We start from the raw sequence: 15,375 nt of genomic DNA, 5'->3' as shown, positions 1-15,375 counted from the left end.
CCGGAGGCGATGCTGCGCATCTGTCCGGGCTACGAGTTTGTGCGGTTTTGGGTTTGTAGCCCGGACAGGCGCAACGCGCCGCCTCCGGGGAAGCCTCTGCGCCCTCGGGTGCAAGCGGGTCGTGAGACCCGCTTTCTGGCTTACTTGTAGACGTCCGCGTTAGCGTGAACCGTTTTTTCGTTCTTCTCGCCGGCAATTACCACGAAATAAGTGCCGCCCAGCTCATCCGCTTTTTTCGACAGATCGCGCTTTGCATCCATCGGAGAGGTTGTTCTTGAGGTCGTAATGGAACCGATTTTAGTCAGGTTCATCTTAGCCACTTCGTCTTTTTGGATCTCCTTGGCGGCGAACGCGCCAAAGGACAGGGAGCCAATCACCAGAGATGCAACAATTCCTGTAACAAGTTTCATAGCCTCTACTCTCCATTAGGTTGTTTTTTTAGGTCGCGGGTCCGGCGTGAAATAGTCAACCTCCGCAACAACCTAAGTATTGCTGCACCCTGCGTTTTTACCACGTCCCGCTAAAAATATTTACTGACCTCACGCTTCAGTTCGACCAGTTGAGCGCAAAACGCCTGCGGATGCGAAATGAACGGCGCATGGGCGGCTTTATCAAAGACGAACGACGTGCTGCCGGGCCACATGGCGTCGAGAATCGGGACGATTTTACGCGGCACCAGGCCATCCAGCCGACCGTACAGGCGCAAAAACGGCATATTGAGGGTAGATAACGGCTGGCGTAAGTCGGCGGTTTTGAGGATCTCCAGCCCGCCGTTTAAGACTTCCGATGATGGCATCGGTAGCGACAGCACCGCGCTTTTCAGCATTCTCGCATCCTGGCGTGCGCTCTCGGTACCCATGGTTTGCAGCGCCAGAAAGCGTTCGACGGTGCGTTGAAAATCTTCGCTCAACTGCTGCTGGAATCCGCTCAGCACTTCGGGCTTGATGCCAGGCCAGCTGTCGTGAGCGCTAAAACAGGGGGAAGAAGCCACGGTAACCAGCGCCTGCACGCGATCGGGATGGGATAATGCTACCTGACTTGCTACCAGCCCGCCGAGGCTCCAGCCTAGCCAGATAGCGCGCTCCGGCGCTTTCTCCAGCACCCGCTGCGCCATCTCTTCCAGCGACAGAGCGCCAAAGCCGCCGCTGCGGCCGTAGCCAGGAAGATCGACGAGGTGCAGCGTAAAATGCGAGCGCAGCTGCGGCGTGATGCAATCCCACACCTGGGCATTCAGCCCCCATCCGTGCAGCAGCACAAGATGACAATTTCCTTCGCCCATGGTCTGCCACTCGATCGCGTTCATCAGTTACTGTTCTCTTTCCACCAATATGAGGGGAAATATGCTAACAGCACACAGCTTATGCTGGCTATGCCAAATGCCGCTGGCCATCGCCCGCTGGGGGATCTGTTCGCGATGCGCGTCGGCGCTGCTGGCCTGCGAACCGCTATGCCCTCAGTGCGGACTGCCGGCCCAGTCAAACACGCTGCCCTGCGGACGCTGCTTGCAAAAACCGCCGCCGTGGCAGCGGCTGGTAACGATTAATGACTATCGACCGCCGCTGAGCGGCCTGATTCACCAGCTGAAATTCAATAAGCGGCCCGAGCTGGCGCCCGCTCTGGCGCGTCTGCTGCTGCTGCGCATACGTCACAGCCCGGATCTTCCTCATCCGGACCGGATAATTAGCGTGCCGCTCTGGCAGCGCCGCCAGTGGAGGAGAGGGTTTAATCAGAGCGACCTGCTGTGCCGACCGCTATCCCGCTGGCTGGGCTGCGCCTGGCGTAGCGATGCGCTGACCCGCAGACGCCGCACCGCCACTCAGCATCAGCTCAGCGCCAGATTGCGCAAACAGAACCTGAAAAACGCCTTCCAGCTTGAATTGTCGCTACAGGGGCACCATATCGCCATTGTGGATGATGTCGTCACAACCGGAAGCACCGTCGCTGAGATATCCCGCCTGCTTTTGCGAAACGGCGCCGCGACGGTTCAGGTATGGTGTATATGCCGTACCTTGTAGACCCCTGCTGATGGGCGTATAATAACCCAGTAAAATAGTCAACTATTAGGCCAACGCTATGATCCGTATTTCCGATGCTGCACAAGCGCACTTTGCCAAACTGCTGGCAAATCAGGAAGAAGGGACACAAATTCGCGTATTTGTGATCAATCCCGGCACCCCTAACGCCGAGTGCGGCGTGTCCTACTGCCCACCGGATGCGGTGGAAGATTCCGATACTGCGCTGAAATTTGAGCAGCTCACCGCCTACGTCGATGAGCTTAGCGCGCCGTACCTGGAAGACGCTGAAATCGATTTTGTTACTGACCAGCTGGGCTCCCAGCTGACGCTGAAAGCGCCCAACGCCAAAATGCGCAAAGTTTCTGACGATGCCCCGCTGATGGAGCGCGTCGAGTATCTGCTGCAGTCGCAGATTAACCCGCAGCTGGCCGGCCACGGCGGGCGCGTCACGCTGATGGAAATCACCGATGATGGCCTGGCGATTCTGCAGTTTGGCGGCGGCTGTAACGGCTGTTCGATGGTCGACGTAACGCTGAAAGAAGGGATCGAGAAACAGATGTTGAACGAGTTCCCGGAACTGAAAGGCGTACGCGATCTCACCGAGCATCAGCGCGGCGAGCACTCTTACTACTGATTCCCCGCCCGGCAGCTTTCCGCTGCCGGGCAACTCTCTTCATGTTACCGCGCAACATTCCCCGCTAAGCGACCCGCCAGAAACCCGGGAAAGAGTATGACTTAAGTCTCATATTTGAAATTTTCACCGCCCAGGTGATTCTCAAACTCGTCATGTTACCCGTATCATTCGCATCAGGCGCCACAGATAAAAAAATAGCCAGCTATCCTTTCTCTGGGTAAGGATAAAGCCAGCTTCTACGGCGTCAGACATTTTTTGTTCCGGTCGGGACGGATGAAGTCAATGTTGAAACTATGACGTTACCCATAACAAATTAAGGCCAGGTAAATCATGCCATTAGTCATCGTTGCTATCGGGGTTGCCCTGTTATTGTTGCTGATGATCCGTTTCAAGCTTAACGGGTTTATCGCTCTGGTTCTGGTGGCGCTTGCCGTCGGGCTCATGCAGGGTATGCCGCTGGATAAAGTTATCGTATCCATCAAAAACGGCGTTGGGGGAACCCTCGGCAGCCTCGCGCTGATCATGGGCTTCGGCGCGATGCTCGGAAAAATGCTGGCGGACTGCGGCGGTGCGCAGCGTATCGCCACCACGCTGATTGCCAAATTTGGTAAAAAACATATTCAATGGGCGGTCGTGCTGACCGGCTTTACCGTCGGCTTTGCGCTGTTCTATGAAGTCGGCTTTGTACTGATGCTGCCGCTGGTCTTTACCATCGCTGCTTCCGCCGGTATTCCGCTGCTCTATATCGGCGTACCGATGGCGGCTGCGCTCTCGGTCACGCACGGATTCCTGCCTCCGCATCCGGGCCCGACCGCGATTGCTACTATTTTCCATGCCGACATGGGTAAGACCCTGCTGTTCGGTACGATTCTGGCGATTCCGACGGTTATTCTTGCGGGACCGGTTTACGCACGTTTCCTGAAAGGCATCGATAAGCCGATTCCGGAAGGCCTGCACAACCCGAAGACGTTCACTGAAGAAGAGATGCCGGGTTTTGGCGTCAGCGTCTGGACTTCTCTGGTACCGGTGATTCTGATGGCCATGCGCGCCGTCGCCGAAATGGTGCTGCCGAAAGGCCACGCTTTCCTGCCGATTGCGGAATTCTTTGGCGACCCGGTGATGGCAACGCTGATCGCAGTGCTGATCGCCATGTTCACTTTCGGCCTCAACCGCGGTCGTTCCATGGAGCAGATTAACGATACGCTGACCTCCTCGATCAAAATTATCGCCATGATGCTGCTGATCATCGGCGGCGGCGGCGCCTTCAAGCAGGTGCTGGTCGATAGCGGCATGGATAAGTACATTGCGTCTATCATGCACGAATCCAATATGTCTCCGCTGTTTATGGCCTGGTCTATTGCTGCGGTACTGCGTATCGCGCTGGGTTCCGCCACCGTTGCGGCCATTACCGCGGGCGGTATCGCCGCGCCGCTGATCGCCACCACCGGCGTGAGCCCGGAACTGATGGTTATCGCCGTTGGCTCCGGTAGCGTTATCTTCTCTCACGTTAACGATCCGGGATTCTGGTTGTTTAAGGAATATTTCAACCTGACCATTGGCGAGACTATCAAGTCATGGTCGATGCTGGAAACCATCATCTCAGTGTGCGGTTTGATTGGCTGCCTGCTGTTGGGGATGGTGGTATAAGCTGGTCGTCAGCCTGAAACGAGCCGGGTCGCCGCGATGCGAACCCGGCTTTTTTTATGCGCAATGGCTACCACGGCCAGACTTATCGCAGTAATACCCGCCTGCGCGCGGCGCCTGACATTGAAATTCAGCAAACTATCCCCCATTCTAGATCTCATGCTATAGCGCCGGACGCGCGCTTCATTCACCCAATTCAACAGGACTGCGCATATGACCAATCCATTACTGACGCCTTTTTCGCTCCCGCCCTTTTCTGCAATCAAACCCGAGCACGTGGTCCCCGCGGTCACCAAAGCGCTGGATGATTGCCGGGCGGCGGTCGAACGCGCGGTGGCGCAAGGGGCGCCGTATACCTGGGAAAACCTTTGCCAGCCGCTGGCGGAAGTGGACGACGTGCTGGGGCGTATTTTTTCCCCGGTCAGCCACCTGAACTCGGTTAAAAACAGCCCTGAGCTGCGTGAAGCCTACGAACAAACTCTGCCGCTGCTCTCCGAATACAGCACCTGGGTTGGGCAACATGAAGGTCTGTACAAAGCGTACCGCGACCTGCGCGACGGCGACCATTACGCCACCCTGAATACCGCGCAGAAAAAAGCGGTGGATAACGCGCTACGTGATTTTGAACTCTCCGGTATTGGCCTGGCCAAAGAGCAGCAGAAACGCTACGGCGAAATCGCCGCACGCCTGTCTGAACTGGGCAATCAGTACAGTAACAATGTCCTCGATGCCACCATGGGCTGGACGAAGCTGATCGCCGATGAATCCGAGCTCTCCGGGATGCCGGAAAGCGCACTTGCTGCGGCGAAAGCTCAGGCTGAAGCCAAAGAGCAGGAAGGGTATCTGTTGACCCTGGATATCCCGAGCTATCTGCCGGTAATGACCTACTGCGATAACCAGGCGCTGCGTGAAGAGCTGTATCGCGCCTATTCCACCCGCGCTTCTGACCAGGGGCCGAATGCCGGTAAGTGGGATAACAGCCCGGTAATGGCGGAAATCCTCGCCCTGCGCCACGAGCTGGCTCAGCTGTTGGGCTTCGACAGCTATGCCGATAAGTCGCTGGCGACCAAAATGGCGGAGAATCCGCAGCAGGTGCTCGACTTTCTGAGCGACCTGGCTAAACGCGCCCGTCCGCAGGGTGAGAAAGAACTGGCTCAGCTGCGCGCCTTCGCCAAAGCCGAATTCGGCGTGGATGAACTGCAGCCGTGGGATATCGCTTACTACAGCGAAAAACAGAAGCAACATCTTTACAGCATCAGCGATGAACAGCTGCGCCCGTACTTTCCGGAAAACAAAGCGGTTAACGGCCTGTTTGAAGTCGTTAAGCGTATTTACGGCATTACTGCGAAAGAGCGTACTGACGTCGACGTCTGGCATCCGGAAGTGCGCTTCTTTGAACTGTACGACGAAAATAACGAGCTGCGCGGCAGCTTCTACCTCGACCTTTACGCCCGCGAACATAAACGCGGCGGGGCGTGGATGGATGATTGCGTTGGCCAGATGCGCAAGCTTGACGGCACGCTACAAAAGCCGGTTGCCTATCTGACCTGTAACTTTAACCGTCCCGTCAGCGGCAAACCGGCGCTGTTTACCCACGATGAAGTGATCACGCTGTTCCACGAGTTTGGCCACGGTCTGCACCATATGCTGACCCGCATCGATACCGCCGGCGTTTCCGGTATCAGCGGGGTACCGTGGGATGCAGTCGAACTGCCGAGCCAGTTTATGGAAAACTGGTGCTGGGAGCCGGAAGCGCTGGCGTTTATCTCCGGCCACTACGAAACCGGCGAGCCGCTGCCGCAGGAGCTGCTGGAGAAAATGCTGGCCGCGAAGAACTATCAGGCGGCGATGTTTATTCTGCGTCAGCTGGAGTTCGGCCTGTTCGACTTCCGCCTGCATGCGGAATTTAGCCCGCAGCAGGGGGCGAAAATCCTCGAAACGCTGGCGGAAATCAAGCAGCAGGTCGCGTTGATTCCCGGGCCGTCCTGGGGCCGCTTCCCGCATGCCTTTAGCCACATTTTTGCCGGTGGATACGCGGCGGGCTACTACAGCTACCTGTGGGCCGATGTGCTGGCGGCGGATGCTTTCTCGCGCTTCGAAGAGGAGGGGATCTTCAATCGCGAAACCGGCCAGTCGTTCCTCGACAACATTCTTAGCCGCGGCGGTTCGGAAGAGCCAATGGTCCTGTTCAAACGCTTCCGCGGTCGCGAGCCGCAGCTGGACGCGATGCTTGAGCATTACGGTATTAAGAGTTAATCCTGTTGTGAAAATTTGTTTAATTGATGAAACGGGCGCCGGAGACGGCGCCTTATCTGTTCTTGTCGACCGCTGGGGGCTGGAGCAGGACGATGACAACCCGATGGCGCTGGTGATGACGCCGGAGCATCTTGAGCTGCGTAAGCGCGATGAACCGAAGCTCGGCGGCATTTTCGTGGATTTTGTCGGCGGGGCGATGGCTCACCGGCGCAGGTTCGGCGGCGGCCGCGGCGAGGCGGTGGCGAAAGCGGTGGGAATCAAAGGCGACTATCTGCCGGATGTCGTCGATGCGACCGCCGGTCTGGGGCGGGATGCCTTTGTGCTGGCGTCAGTCGGCTGTCGCGTACGGATGCTGGAGCGTAATCCGGTGGTTGCCGCGCTGCTCGACGATGGCCTGGCGCGTGGCTACGCCGACGCTGAAATCGGCTCGTGGTTGCAGGAGCGCCTGCAGCTGATTCACGCCTCCAGCCTGACGGCGCTGACCGATATTACCCCGCGTCCGCAGGTGGTCTATCTCGACCCGATGTTTCCGCATAAGCAAAAAAGCGCGCTGGTGAAGAAAGAGATGCGGGTATTTCAGTCGCTGGTGGGGCCGGATTTAGACGCCGACGGTCTGCTGGCGCCGGCGCGTCAGCTGGCGATCAGGCGGGTGGTGGTTAAGCGCCCGGACTACGCGCCGCCGCTGGCGAATGTTGCGACCCCTAACGCGGTGGTGACCAAAGGCCATCGCTTTGATATCTATGCCGGAACGGCGGTTGAGCCGCAGGGGTAAACAACCTGCATCAGGGCTATTTCCCCGGGGGCGGCGCAATGCGCCTTGCCCGGGCTACAGGTTCTTGCGATCTGGGGGTTCTGTAGCCCGGATAAGGCGTTAGCCGCAATCCGGGAAACCTCGTCGACCGCACCGTTTTTACGCGCTCTTTGTATTAATCATCCTGTTCAACCACGGCACCATGATCGCCATGACCACCGTGACGCCCAGGGTCACCAGGCCAATTTTACTGAATACGTTGGTGTATATCGGCAGCGTTTGTAGCGGGTCGGTAATGTTGTCCGGTACGGCGGTGAAGGTTGCGACGTAGCCGCCCAGCAGAAACGCGGCGGCCTGCGTCAGGAACCACATCCCCAGAATAAAGCCCATCAGATGCTGCGGTACCAGTGCGGCAACCATCGCCAGCCCCAGGGCGCTAATCAGCAGTTCTCCCAGGCTCTGAAACAGATAGACCAGCACGATAAACCACGGCGAGGTCAATCCCTGGGCATCGGCAAACCACATTCCCGCCGCTGCGGCAGTTAAAAAGCCCAGCGCGCACAGGAACATGCCGAGGGTGAACTTCATCGGCATGCTCAGGTCTTTGCCTTTATTGCCCAAACGTGTGTAGATCGCGGCGAGGATCGGGCTGGCCACCACCACCCAGAACGGATTTAGCGCCTGAAAGCTCACTGGGTTAATCGCGAAACCGAGTATTTCATGGCGGACGTTGTTGATGGCAAAGAAGTTGAGTGAGGTCGGCATCTGCGCGTACAGAATATAAAACAGCACCGCTTCCAGCATCAGGATAAAGGCGACGAACATTTTATTGCGCCCGGTTTTATCCAGCCTGAAGGCTTCGCGGAAGAAGAAAATCGTCACCACCACTGAGAGGATAATTAGCACCAGATTGGCGATTTTTACATTATGCATCAGCCAGGCGCAGACAAAAATCATCACCACCGTTCCTGCCAGCACGTACAGTAAATTGCGCAGACTCAACGGCTTGTGGTCCGGCTCAGAGCCGATATCTTTCACCATCCCCCGACAGGCGAAGTAAACCAGCAGGGCGACAATCAGGCCGGCGCCGCACAGGTTGTAGGTCACCGCGTAGCCGAATTTATCGGCAATCACCGGCGCCAGCGACAGCGACAGCAGCGAACCGATGTTAATCGACATATAGAACAGCGTGAAGGCGCCGTCGAGGCGGGCATCTTTTGGCGGATAGCACTTGGAGAGCAGGCTCGCCGGGTTGGCTTTAAATAGCCCGTTTCCCACCGCAATGGTTCCCAGCGCGATAAAAATGAGATTGGGTTTGAGCAGCGACAGGCCGGTCATAAAGTAGCCCGCGGCGAGGACAATCGCGCCCAGCACCAGCGTACGTTTGGTGCCGAGCAGATGATCGCCGACATAGCCGCCGATGGAGATCAGGCCATATACCAGCGCCGCAAACGCGCCAAAGGTTATAAACGCCTGTTCCTGCGAGAAGCCGAGCTGTTTAACAAAGAAAACGGCCAGAATGCCCTGAACGCCGTAATAGCCAAATCGTTCCCATAGTTCCACAAAGAAGATCATGAAGAATGGGCGAGGTTGCTGCAGCAAGCCTGTGGGTGCGGTGGAGTTCATATTGCTTCGCCTTTTAGTCCTGTCCGAAAAAGTATGCACGCGTATGCCAAAACGCGCTTAAAAACCTTAATTTTGCGCAATGATATGATGTTTATACGCTTTGGCGAATGATTATATGGATAAATGGCGATTTTGTTGGTTGATCAATCTGGCAATTTGCGGATTTTATGGATTTATATTCCTTCTTTTCGGCGGGGAGTGAGAAATAAAAACGCCCGCATGGGCGGGCGTTGGTCATCAGCGAAATGAAATAACGTCCTGTTATTCCTCTTCTTCGTCGCGCAGCGGGACAATCAGCATATCGACGTGAACGGTGTTGATGAGTTGACGCGCGGAGGACATCAGCTTGCTCCAGAAGTCCTGATGGTGACCGCAAACCACGAGGTCCATATCATATTTTTTAATCGCATCGACCAGCACCTGGCCGAGATCGCCGCTACCGCTCAGGGTCTCAGTGATCGGATAGCCCGCATTCGTAGAGAGTTCGCTTAACGCGTGGTGAGTCTCTTCGGAGATGCGTTTCTGCATATCGCCCAGGTTAACATCAATAAGGCCGGTGTAGAGATCGGAGTAATTCACATCTACGTGGATCAGGGAAACTTTTGCATTGTAGGGACGGGCCATAGAAACGGCTTTTTCTACCAGTACTTTGCTTTCCGGGGACAGGTCTACTGCAATAAGAATATGTTTGTAAGCCATAGTGTTACTCCTTCCATAAGTTGTCGATGACCGTTGGACCTGACAGCCAGCGCTGCCGCTTCGCCCGCGTCCTGCGTGCCACATTCGCGGGGGGTAGTCCTTAAGGACCTAATTGTAGAAGATATTTCTACCTTATAGCGCCCCTCGCGATCCGTCAATCTACCTTGTTCAGCAAATAGTTAAACAAATATATCCGACTTATGCATTGATAATGATTAACGTTGTGGTAAAAAAATTAACTGATCTCCTACACTATTTAATGAGCCGGTCGGATAAATAAACGTGATCGGAATCGCACTCTTTCACAGTACAGTCGGTTTGATATTGGGGAGCGGTAGTCCCGGAGGGAGCCTCCGAGGACGGGTCGCCGGGGAGGAGGTATGATCAGCACTGTTGCGCTGTTTTGGGCCCTGTGTATCGTATGTGTAGTGAATATGGCACGCTACTTCTCGTCGCTGCGTGCATTGCTTGTTGTGCTACGTGGTTGTGACCCTTTGCTCTATCAATATGTCGACGGCGGCGGTTTTTTTACGTCGCATGGACAGCCCAGCAAACAGATGCGCCTGGTGTGGTATATCTACGCTCAGCGCTACCGCGATCATCACGACGATGAGTTCATCCGCCGCTGCGAGCGGGTTCGTCGGCAGTTTATCCTTACCAGCGCCCTCTGCGGCCTGGTGATGGTGAGCATGATTGCCCTGGCTATCTGGCACTAGTGACACTGCGGGTAAAAAAAACGGGCCAGTTTCCTGACCCGTTTATCTGTCTTATTACCGAGACGGCTTAGATAATCTGCAGCGAGAGCCAGTACAGCGCGCCGGAGAGCAGAATCGCCGCGGGCAGGGTGAGTACCCATGCCATCAGAATACTGGTGACGGTCTTCTTCTGCAGACCTCCGCCATCGACGAGCATTGTCCCCGCAACCGAGGAGGAGAGCACGTGGGTGGTGGAAACCGGCATACCGGTATAGCTCGCCAGACCAATCGATACGGCTGCGGTCATCTGAGCTGACATACCCTGTGCGTAGGTCATCCCTTTCTTACCGATTTTCTCGCCGATGGTGGTCGCCACGCGACGCCAGCCGATCATGGTGCCGATACCCAGCGCCAGCGCAACCGCCATAATAATCCAGATTGGCGCGTATTCGATGGTGCTCAGCATATCGGTTTTCAGCTTTTTAAGCAGACGCTTATCGTCGGCACTGACTTCCGGCAGCTTCGCCACTTTATCGGTGGTATCGGAGATGCAGAGCATAATGCGGCGCAGATGGCTGCGTTGCTCAACGGAGAGCGTGTCGTAGCTTTCGGTTCCGGTCAGCATCGTCTTCACGCGGTCAAGCGCGTTGATGGTGTTTGCCGGGTGGCAGTGGAATTCGCCATTTGCGGCTGCCCCCGCGTCCGGAGACGGGATGAGCTGCTCAGCGCCGGTCGCTTTCTTCAACAGCTCAGGACGCTGCTGGAAGAAGGTTTCCACGTTGTTGACCGCATCGCGGGTACGGGTGATTTCGTAGCCGGAAGCGTTCATATTGACCACGAAGCCAGCCGGAGCTACGCCGATCAGAACCAGCATGACCAGGCCAATGCCTTTCTGACCATCGTTCGCGCCGTGAGAGAACGCAACGCCAATGGCGGAGAGAATCAGCGCAATACGCGTCCAGAACGGCGGCTTTTTCTTGCCGTCTTTCTTTTCACGCTCGGCTGGGGTCAGGTGGATACGGGCGCGTTTTTTGGTTCCGCTCCAGTAACGACGCAGGATGAAAATCAGGCCGCCCGCCACGACCAGGCCAACGATTGGCGAGATGATAAGCGAGCCAAAAATACCCATGACTTTCGGGATGTTCAGCGCGTCCACCACCGACGTACCGGTCATCAGCGCATTGGTTAAACCAATACCGATGATCGCGCCGATCAGGGTGTGCGAGCTGGAGGCCGGAAGGCCGAAGTACCAGGTGCCGAGGTTCCAGATAATTGCCGCCAGCAGCATGGAAAAGACCATGGCGAGGCCATGTGCTGAACCCATGTTAAGCAACAGGTCGGTCGGCAACATATGCACGATGGCATAGGCTACGCTGAGACCGCCCAACAGAACGCCGAAGAAGTTAAAAAGAGCCGCCATCGCCACAGCAAGCTGCGACCGCATTGCGCGTGTGTAGATCACAGTTGCAACAGCGTTTGCGGTATCATGAAAACCATTGATCGCTTCGTAAAAAAGCACGAAAGCCAGAGCAAGCAATAACAGTAGCCCGGTATGTAAATCCAGACCGGCAAATAAATGTAGCATAGGACGTTACGCCATTTTGAGGACATGAACGCGGCGCATTATCAGTGACTTTAGCGGCGCGGGCAAAGTGAAATATAGACTTTTTTTGATTTTCTTCCTGTTTAAGTTTTACCTTGTTGGGAGTATTCCTATATCTTTCAATGAGGTACGTAAGTCTGTTTTTTTCATGCTGGTGCGACCAGAATGAAAAATTTACAATTCCCGACAATCGGGATATGAGGAATGTTGTGTGGAAAGGTTTGATGCCATCGTAATCGGCGCCGGAGCGGCGGGAATGTTTTGTGCGGCGCAGGCAGGGCAGGCAGGCTGCCGGGTGCTGCTGCTCGATAATGGTAAAAAGCCCGGGCGCAAGATCCTGATGTCAGGCGGCGGACGCTGCAACTTTACTAACATGTATATCGAACCCGCGGCATATCTCAGCCAAAACCCGCATTTTTGCAAATCCGCGCTGGCGCGCTACACCCAGTGGGACTTTATCGATCTGGTTAGCAAACACGGTATTGCCTGGCATGAGAAAACCCTGGGCCAGCTTTTCTGCGATGATTCCGCCGAGCAAATCGTCAACATGCTGCTGGCGGAGTGTGAAAAGGGCGGCGTACAAATTCGCCTGCGTAGCGAAATTATCAGCGTTGAGCGGGATGATGAGGGCTACATGCTGCAGCTTAACGGCGAGACGATGGCGGCGAACAGGCTGGTGGTGGCCTCCGGCGGGTTATCCATGCCCGGTCTGGGCGCTTCGCCGTTCGGCTATAAGCTTGCCGAGCAGTTTGGCCTGAAGGTACTGCCGACCCGCGCGGGCCTGGTGCCGTTTACCTTGCATAAGCCGCTGCTTGAGCAGCTGCAGGTGCTTTCCGGCGTCTCGGTGCCGTCAACCATCACGGCGGAAAACGGGACCGTATTCCGGGAAAATCTGCTCTTTACCCACCGCGGGCTGTCCGGGCCGGCGGTACTGCAAATTTCCAGCTACTGGCAGCCGGGAGAATTCGTCAGCATCAATCTGCTGCCGGATTGCCATCTTGATGACTTCCTCAACGAACAGCGCGCGGCGCATCCTAATCAGAGCCTGAAAAACACGCTTGCGATGCAACTGCCGAAACGGTTGGTTGAGTGCCTGCAGCAGCTGGGCCAACTCCCGGATGTCACCCTGAAACAGCTTAACGTCCGCGAGCAGCAGGCGCTGGTTGAGACGCTGACCGCATGGCGCGTCCAGCCGAATGGCACCGAAGGCTATCGTACGGCGGAAGTGACCCTCGGCGGCGTAGATACTAACGAACTCTCTTCGCGCACCATGGAGGCCCGTAAGGTGCCCGGGCTCTACTTTATCGGCGAAGTGATGGACGTTACCGGCTGGCTGGGAGGTTATAACTTCCAGTGGGCATGGGCGTCAGCCTGGGCATGCGCGCAGGCTTTAGCGGAACAGAAATAACCGCCTGCTCTGTATCAGCGGAGCAGGCTTCGACTTATCCGCTGATATTATGCTGCTTTAATTTGCGCCACAGGGTGGTGGGGCTAATACCCAGCATGACCGATGCTCTGGTTCTGTCTCCGTCGGTTTTTTCTATTACGCTGGTAATCAGTTGTTTCTCTTGTTTCTTTAATAGATCGGTTTCATCGGATGAGACGCTCACAGCCGGGGAGTGAGCGAGTTGCTGATGGTCATCGGGTGTAATTTGACTAACCTGGAGTAAAATCTCCTTGTTCACCCTGTCTATATTGAGCAGCACAATGAGTCGGTAGATCACCGCCTGGAGTTCGCGAATATTGCCGGGCCAGCGATAGCTATGTAAAAAATCCACCGCGTCGGGGGTAAAGGTGATTTGCTTACCCTGCTGATGAAGCAAGTGCTGAATTAACAGCATAATATCGCCCGGTCGTTGGCGTAAGGCCGGTAGAGTCAACTCAAGGATATTGATTCTGTAGTACAGATCCTGCCGGAATTCACCGTTGGCGACGAGCTGGCGCAGATCCTTATTGCTGGCGGTGATCAGGCGAAAATCGACGGTAATAAGCGTATCGCCGCCGAGACGAGAAAACTGCTTTTCCTGCAATACGCGCAGCAGCTTAACCTGTACCGATAGCGGCGCTTCGCTGATTTCATCGATAAACACCGTACCGTTCATCGCCATTTCAAACACCCCAGGTTTGCCGCCCTTTCGCGCGCTGGTAAACGCGCCGTCGGCATAGCCAAAGAGTTCACTTTCCAGAATGCTCTCGGGGATGGCCGCGCAGTTAATCGCGATAAAAGGACTATGGCCTCTGGCGCTATAGTGGTGAATACTTTGGGCGAAAAGTTCTTTGCCCGTGCCGGTATCACCTAAAATATGAATCGGCAGTTCGTGGCGGGCGCAAAGTTTGGCTTTTTTTATAACATCGAGGATGGCCGGCGACTGGCCAATAATATCGTCGAAAGACCAGGTTGTGGAAAAACCGCGCAGCTTACTTTTTTTGTTGACGCTGTTTTGCCAAAGCGTGCTCTCCTGGCTTAGCCCCGTAATAACGGCATAAGATATTTTTCGGTTAGAAAAGTGGCGCACGGAAATATGAATCGTTACGCCGTTGATGTCTATAGCCTGCTCTTTGATGTCTAATTCATTAATAATACTGGCGTAGATCTCTTTAAACGCTTCTTTTTTGAATATTTTATCTCCGGCTTGACATTGGAATAATGCCACGCCGGTAGCGTTGATATTGATAATTTCACCAAGCTGATCGATGCACATAATACCTTCACGCGCCTGATTCAATGCTGAGTGGCTCATGATCAGTTTGCTGTTTTCACGATTAATGTATTTCAATAAACTGTGAGCTTCATTGATGGCCTGCTCAATGGAAATGTTATCAGTATCCCCCATAATAGCATTGAGGTGATATTTTTGAGCCATTTCAGCAACGGTCAGTCCGCCGATTACGGTATGGTAATTATTCTCCGAAAGATTTTTTATAACATTTTCAATATCGTGATGATTATAAACCTGACAAATTTTAAAATCTTCATTGGTCATGTTCTGGTAATGGCGTAAGGCGCTGCAAAACTGCGGGAAACCAACGGCGGCGATTTTTTGCGACTTACTATTCGCTTCTTGTAAGATGCGATAAACGCCATGAAAATCATGGGCTATTTCAATGACGGGGATAGTAATATTGCTACGCAGGAGTGCGGCGGTACCGCCTCGGCTAATAATTATCTTAGTGCCGGATTGAATCATCTCATGGGCTTTATCGAGAACTTCTGAATAACGAAATTCATACACGGGGATGTCGAGTTTCCTTTCAATAAGGACATTCATGATTCGTTGGGTTATTGTCCTGGAAACTGAAAAGATAACAATTTCATTATTATTCATGCATTATTCTCGCAGACAGCAGGGTAGGCAAGCCTTAGTATATGATGAGCGCGAGGAGAATCAATGAGTGAAGTCATATTATACGCGATTCAGAATAAAAGCCTTACGCCGATGTAGACGTAAGGC

General features: G+C 54.8%; 13 protein-coding genes. 7 read left to right on the top strand and 6 right to left on the bottom strand.

Annotation, left to right across the window (positions count from 1 at the left end; genetic code table 11):
• Positions 1-140: 140 nt before the first annotated feature.
• Positions 141-410, bottom strand: coding sequence for a YdgH/BhsA/McbA-like domain containing protein (locus HMPREF3178_RS01335; protein WP_004106665.1), 270 nt, complete (start codon positions 408-410; stop codon positions 141-143).
• 110 nt (positions 411-520) lie between these two features.
• A complete protein-coding gene (bioH, locus tag HMPREF3178_RS01330) occupies positions 521-1,303 on the bottom strand; it encodes a pimeloyl-ACP methyl ester esterase BioH (protein WP_004116175.1) in 783 nt (260 codons plus the stop codon).
• Between the two features lie 37 nt (positions 1,304-1,340).
• Here bioH and gntX point away from each other — a divergent pair, with 37 nt between their 5' ends.
• The 5 genes from gntX to rsmJ all read left to right on the top strand — a co-directional run bounded on the left by gntX (position 1,341) and on the right by rsmJ (position 7,321).
• Positions 1,341-2,015 carry a DNA utilization protein GntX gene (gene gntX, locus HMPREF3178_RS01325; protein WP_029496770.1) on the top strand — a complete coding sequence of 225 codons (675 nt, stop codon included), beginning with the start codon at positions 1,341-1,343 and terminating at the stop codon, positions 2,013-2,015.
• 58 nt (positions 2,016-2,073) lie between these two features.
• Positions 2,074-2,649, top strand: coding sequence for a Fe-S biogenesis protein NfuA (gene nfuA, locus HMPREF3178_RS01320; protein ID WP_004106660.1), 576 nt, complete (start codon positions 2,074-2,076; stop codon positions 2,647-2,649).
• Between the two features lie 330 nt (positions 2,650-2,979).
• Complete coding sequence (gntT, locus tag HMPREF3178_RS01315; RefSeq protein ID WP_004106658.1) at positions 2,980-4,296, top strand: gluconate transporter; 1,317 nt, start codon at positions 2,980-2,982, stop codon at positions 4,294-4,296.
• 210 nt (positions 4,297-4,506) lie between these two features.
• Positions 4,507-6,549 (top strand): oligopeptidase A, encoded by a 2,043-nt coding sequence (prlC, locus tag HMPREF3178_RS01310; protein WP_004106656.1) that lies wholly within the window; start codon positions 4,507-4,509, stop codon positions 6,547-6,549.
• Positions 6,550-6,556: 7 nt separating this feature from the next.
• Positions 6,557-7,321, top strand: a complete 765-nt coding sequence (rsmJ, locus tag HMPREF3178_RS01305) for a 16S rRNA (guanine(1516)-N(2))-methyltransferase RsmJ (protein WP_017145281.1) — start codon at positions 6,557-6,559, stop codon at positions 7,319-7,321.
• A 138-nt stretch (positions 7,322-7,459) separates the two neighbouring features.
• On the opposite strand, the gene dtpB is transcribed toward rsmJ, so the two are convergent.
• Both dtpB and uspA read right to left on the bottom strand, forming a co-directional pair.
• Entirely contained in the window at positions 7,460-8,926 is a 1,467-nt protein-coding gene (gene dtpB / locus HMPREF3178_RS01300; protein WP_017145282.1) for a dipeptide/tripeptide permease DtpB, read from the bottom strand.
• Between the two features lie 261 nt (positions 8,927-9,187).
• Positions 9,188-9,625, bottom strand: a complete 438-nt coding sequence (gene uspA / locus HMPREF3178_RS01295; protein ID WP_004106650.1) for a universal stress protein UspA — start codon at positions 9,623-9,625, stop codon at positions 9,188-9,190.
• Between the two features lie 380 nt (positions 9,626-10,005).
• Here uspA and uspB point away from each other — a divergent pair, with 380 nt between their 5' ends.
• On the top strand, positions 10,006-10,341 hold the full coding sequence (gene uspB / locus HMPREF3178_RS01290; RefSeq protein WP_004106649.1) for a universal stress protein UspB: 336 nt from the start codon (positions 10,006-10,008) through the stop codon (positions 10,339-10,341).
• A gap of 67 nt (positions 10,342-10,408) precedes the next feature.
• Here uspB and pitA read toward each other — a convergent pair whose 3' ends face one another.
• The gene (pitA, locus tag HMPREF3178_RS01285; protein ID WP_004106648.1) at positions 10,409-11,905 is read right to left on the bottom strand and encodes an inorganic phosphate transporter PitA; all 1,497 of its coding nucleotides are present in this window, start codon (positions 11,903-11,905) and stop codon (positions 10,409-10,411) included.
• 229 nt (positions 11,906-12,134) lie between these two features.
• Here pitA and HMPREF3178_RS01280 point away from each other — a divergent pair, with 229 nt between their 5' ends.
• The gene (locus HMPREF3178_RS01280; RefSeq protein WP_017145283.1) at positions 12,135-13,331 is read left to right on the top strand and encodes a BaiN/RdsA family NAD(P)/FAD-dependent oxidoreductase; all 1,197 of its coding nucleotides are present in this window, start codon (positions 12,135-12,137) and stop codon (positions 13,329-13,331) included.
• Positions 13,332-13,365: 34 nt separating this feature from the next.
• Here HMPREF3178_RS01280 and HMPREF3178_RS01275 read toward each other — a convergent pair whose 3' ends face one another.
• Positions 13,366-15,249, bottom strand: a complete 1,884-nt coding sequence (locus HMPREF3178_RS01275; RefSeq protein ID WP_017145284.1) for a sigma-54-dependent Fis family transcriptional regulator — start codon at positions 15,247-15,249, stop codon at positions 13,366-13,368.
• Positions 15,250-15,375: the final 126 nt, after the last annotated feature.

It is taken from the genome of Klebsiella sp. HMSC09D12, from assembly GCF_001808475.1.
Lineage (GTDB): Bacteria > Pseudomonadota > Gammaproteobacteria > Enterobacterales > Enterobacteriaceae > Klebsiella > Klebsiella oxytoca.
Note: the sequence above shows the minus strand (reverse complement) of the source record. Positions and strands in the feature narration are given on the sequence as shown.

Coding starts and splice junctions, on each gene's coding strand:
- HMPREF3178_RS01335 (WP_004106665.1), bottom strand. CDS start 410: ATGAAACTTGTTACAGGAATTGTTGCATCTCTGGTGATTGGCTCCCTG.
- bioH (WP_004116175.1), bottom strand. CDS start 1,303: ATGAACGCGATCGAGTGGCAGACCATGGGCGAAGGAAATTGTCATCTT.
- gntX (WP_029496770.1), top strand. CDS start 1,341: ATGCTAACAGCACACAGCTTATGCTGGCTATGCCAAATGCCGCTGGCC.
- nfuA (WP_004106660.1), top strand. CDS start 2,074: ATGATCCGTATTTCCGATGCTGCACAAGCGCACTTTGCCAAACTGCTG.
- gntT (WP_004106658.1), top strand. CDS start 2,980: ATGCCATTAGTCATCGTTGCTATCGGGGTTGCCCTGTTATTGTTGCTG.
- prlC (WP_004106656.1), top strand. CDS start 4,507: ATGACCAATCCATTACTGACGCCTTTTTCGCTCCCGCCCTTTTCTGCA.
- dtpB (WP_017145282.1), bottom strand. CDS start 8,926: ATGAACTCCACCGCACCCACAGGCTTGCTGCAGCAACCTCGCCCATTC.
- uspA (WP_004106650.1), bottom strand. CDS start 9,625: ATGGCTTACAAACATATTCTTATTGCAGTAGACCTGTCCCCGGAAAGC.
- uspB (WP_004106649.1), top strand. CDS start 10,006: ATGATCAGCACTGTTGCGCTGTTTTGGGCCCTGTGTATCGTATGTGTA.
- pitA (WP_004106648.1), bottom strand. CDS start 11,905: ATGCTACATTTATTTGCCGGTCTGGATTTACATACCGGGCTACTGTTA.
- HMPREF3178_RS01275 (WP_017145284.1), bottom strand. CDS start 15,249: ATGAATAATAATGAAATTGTTATCTTTTCAGTTTCCAGGACAATAACC.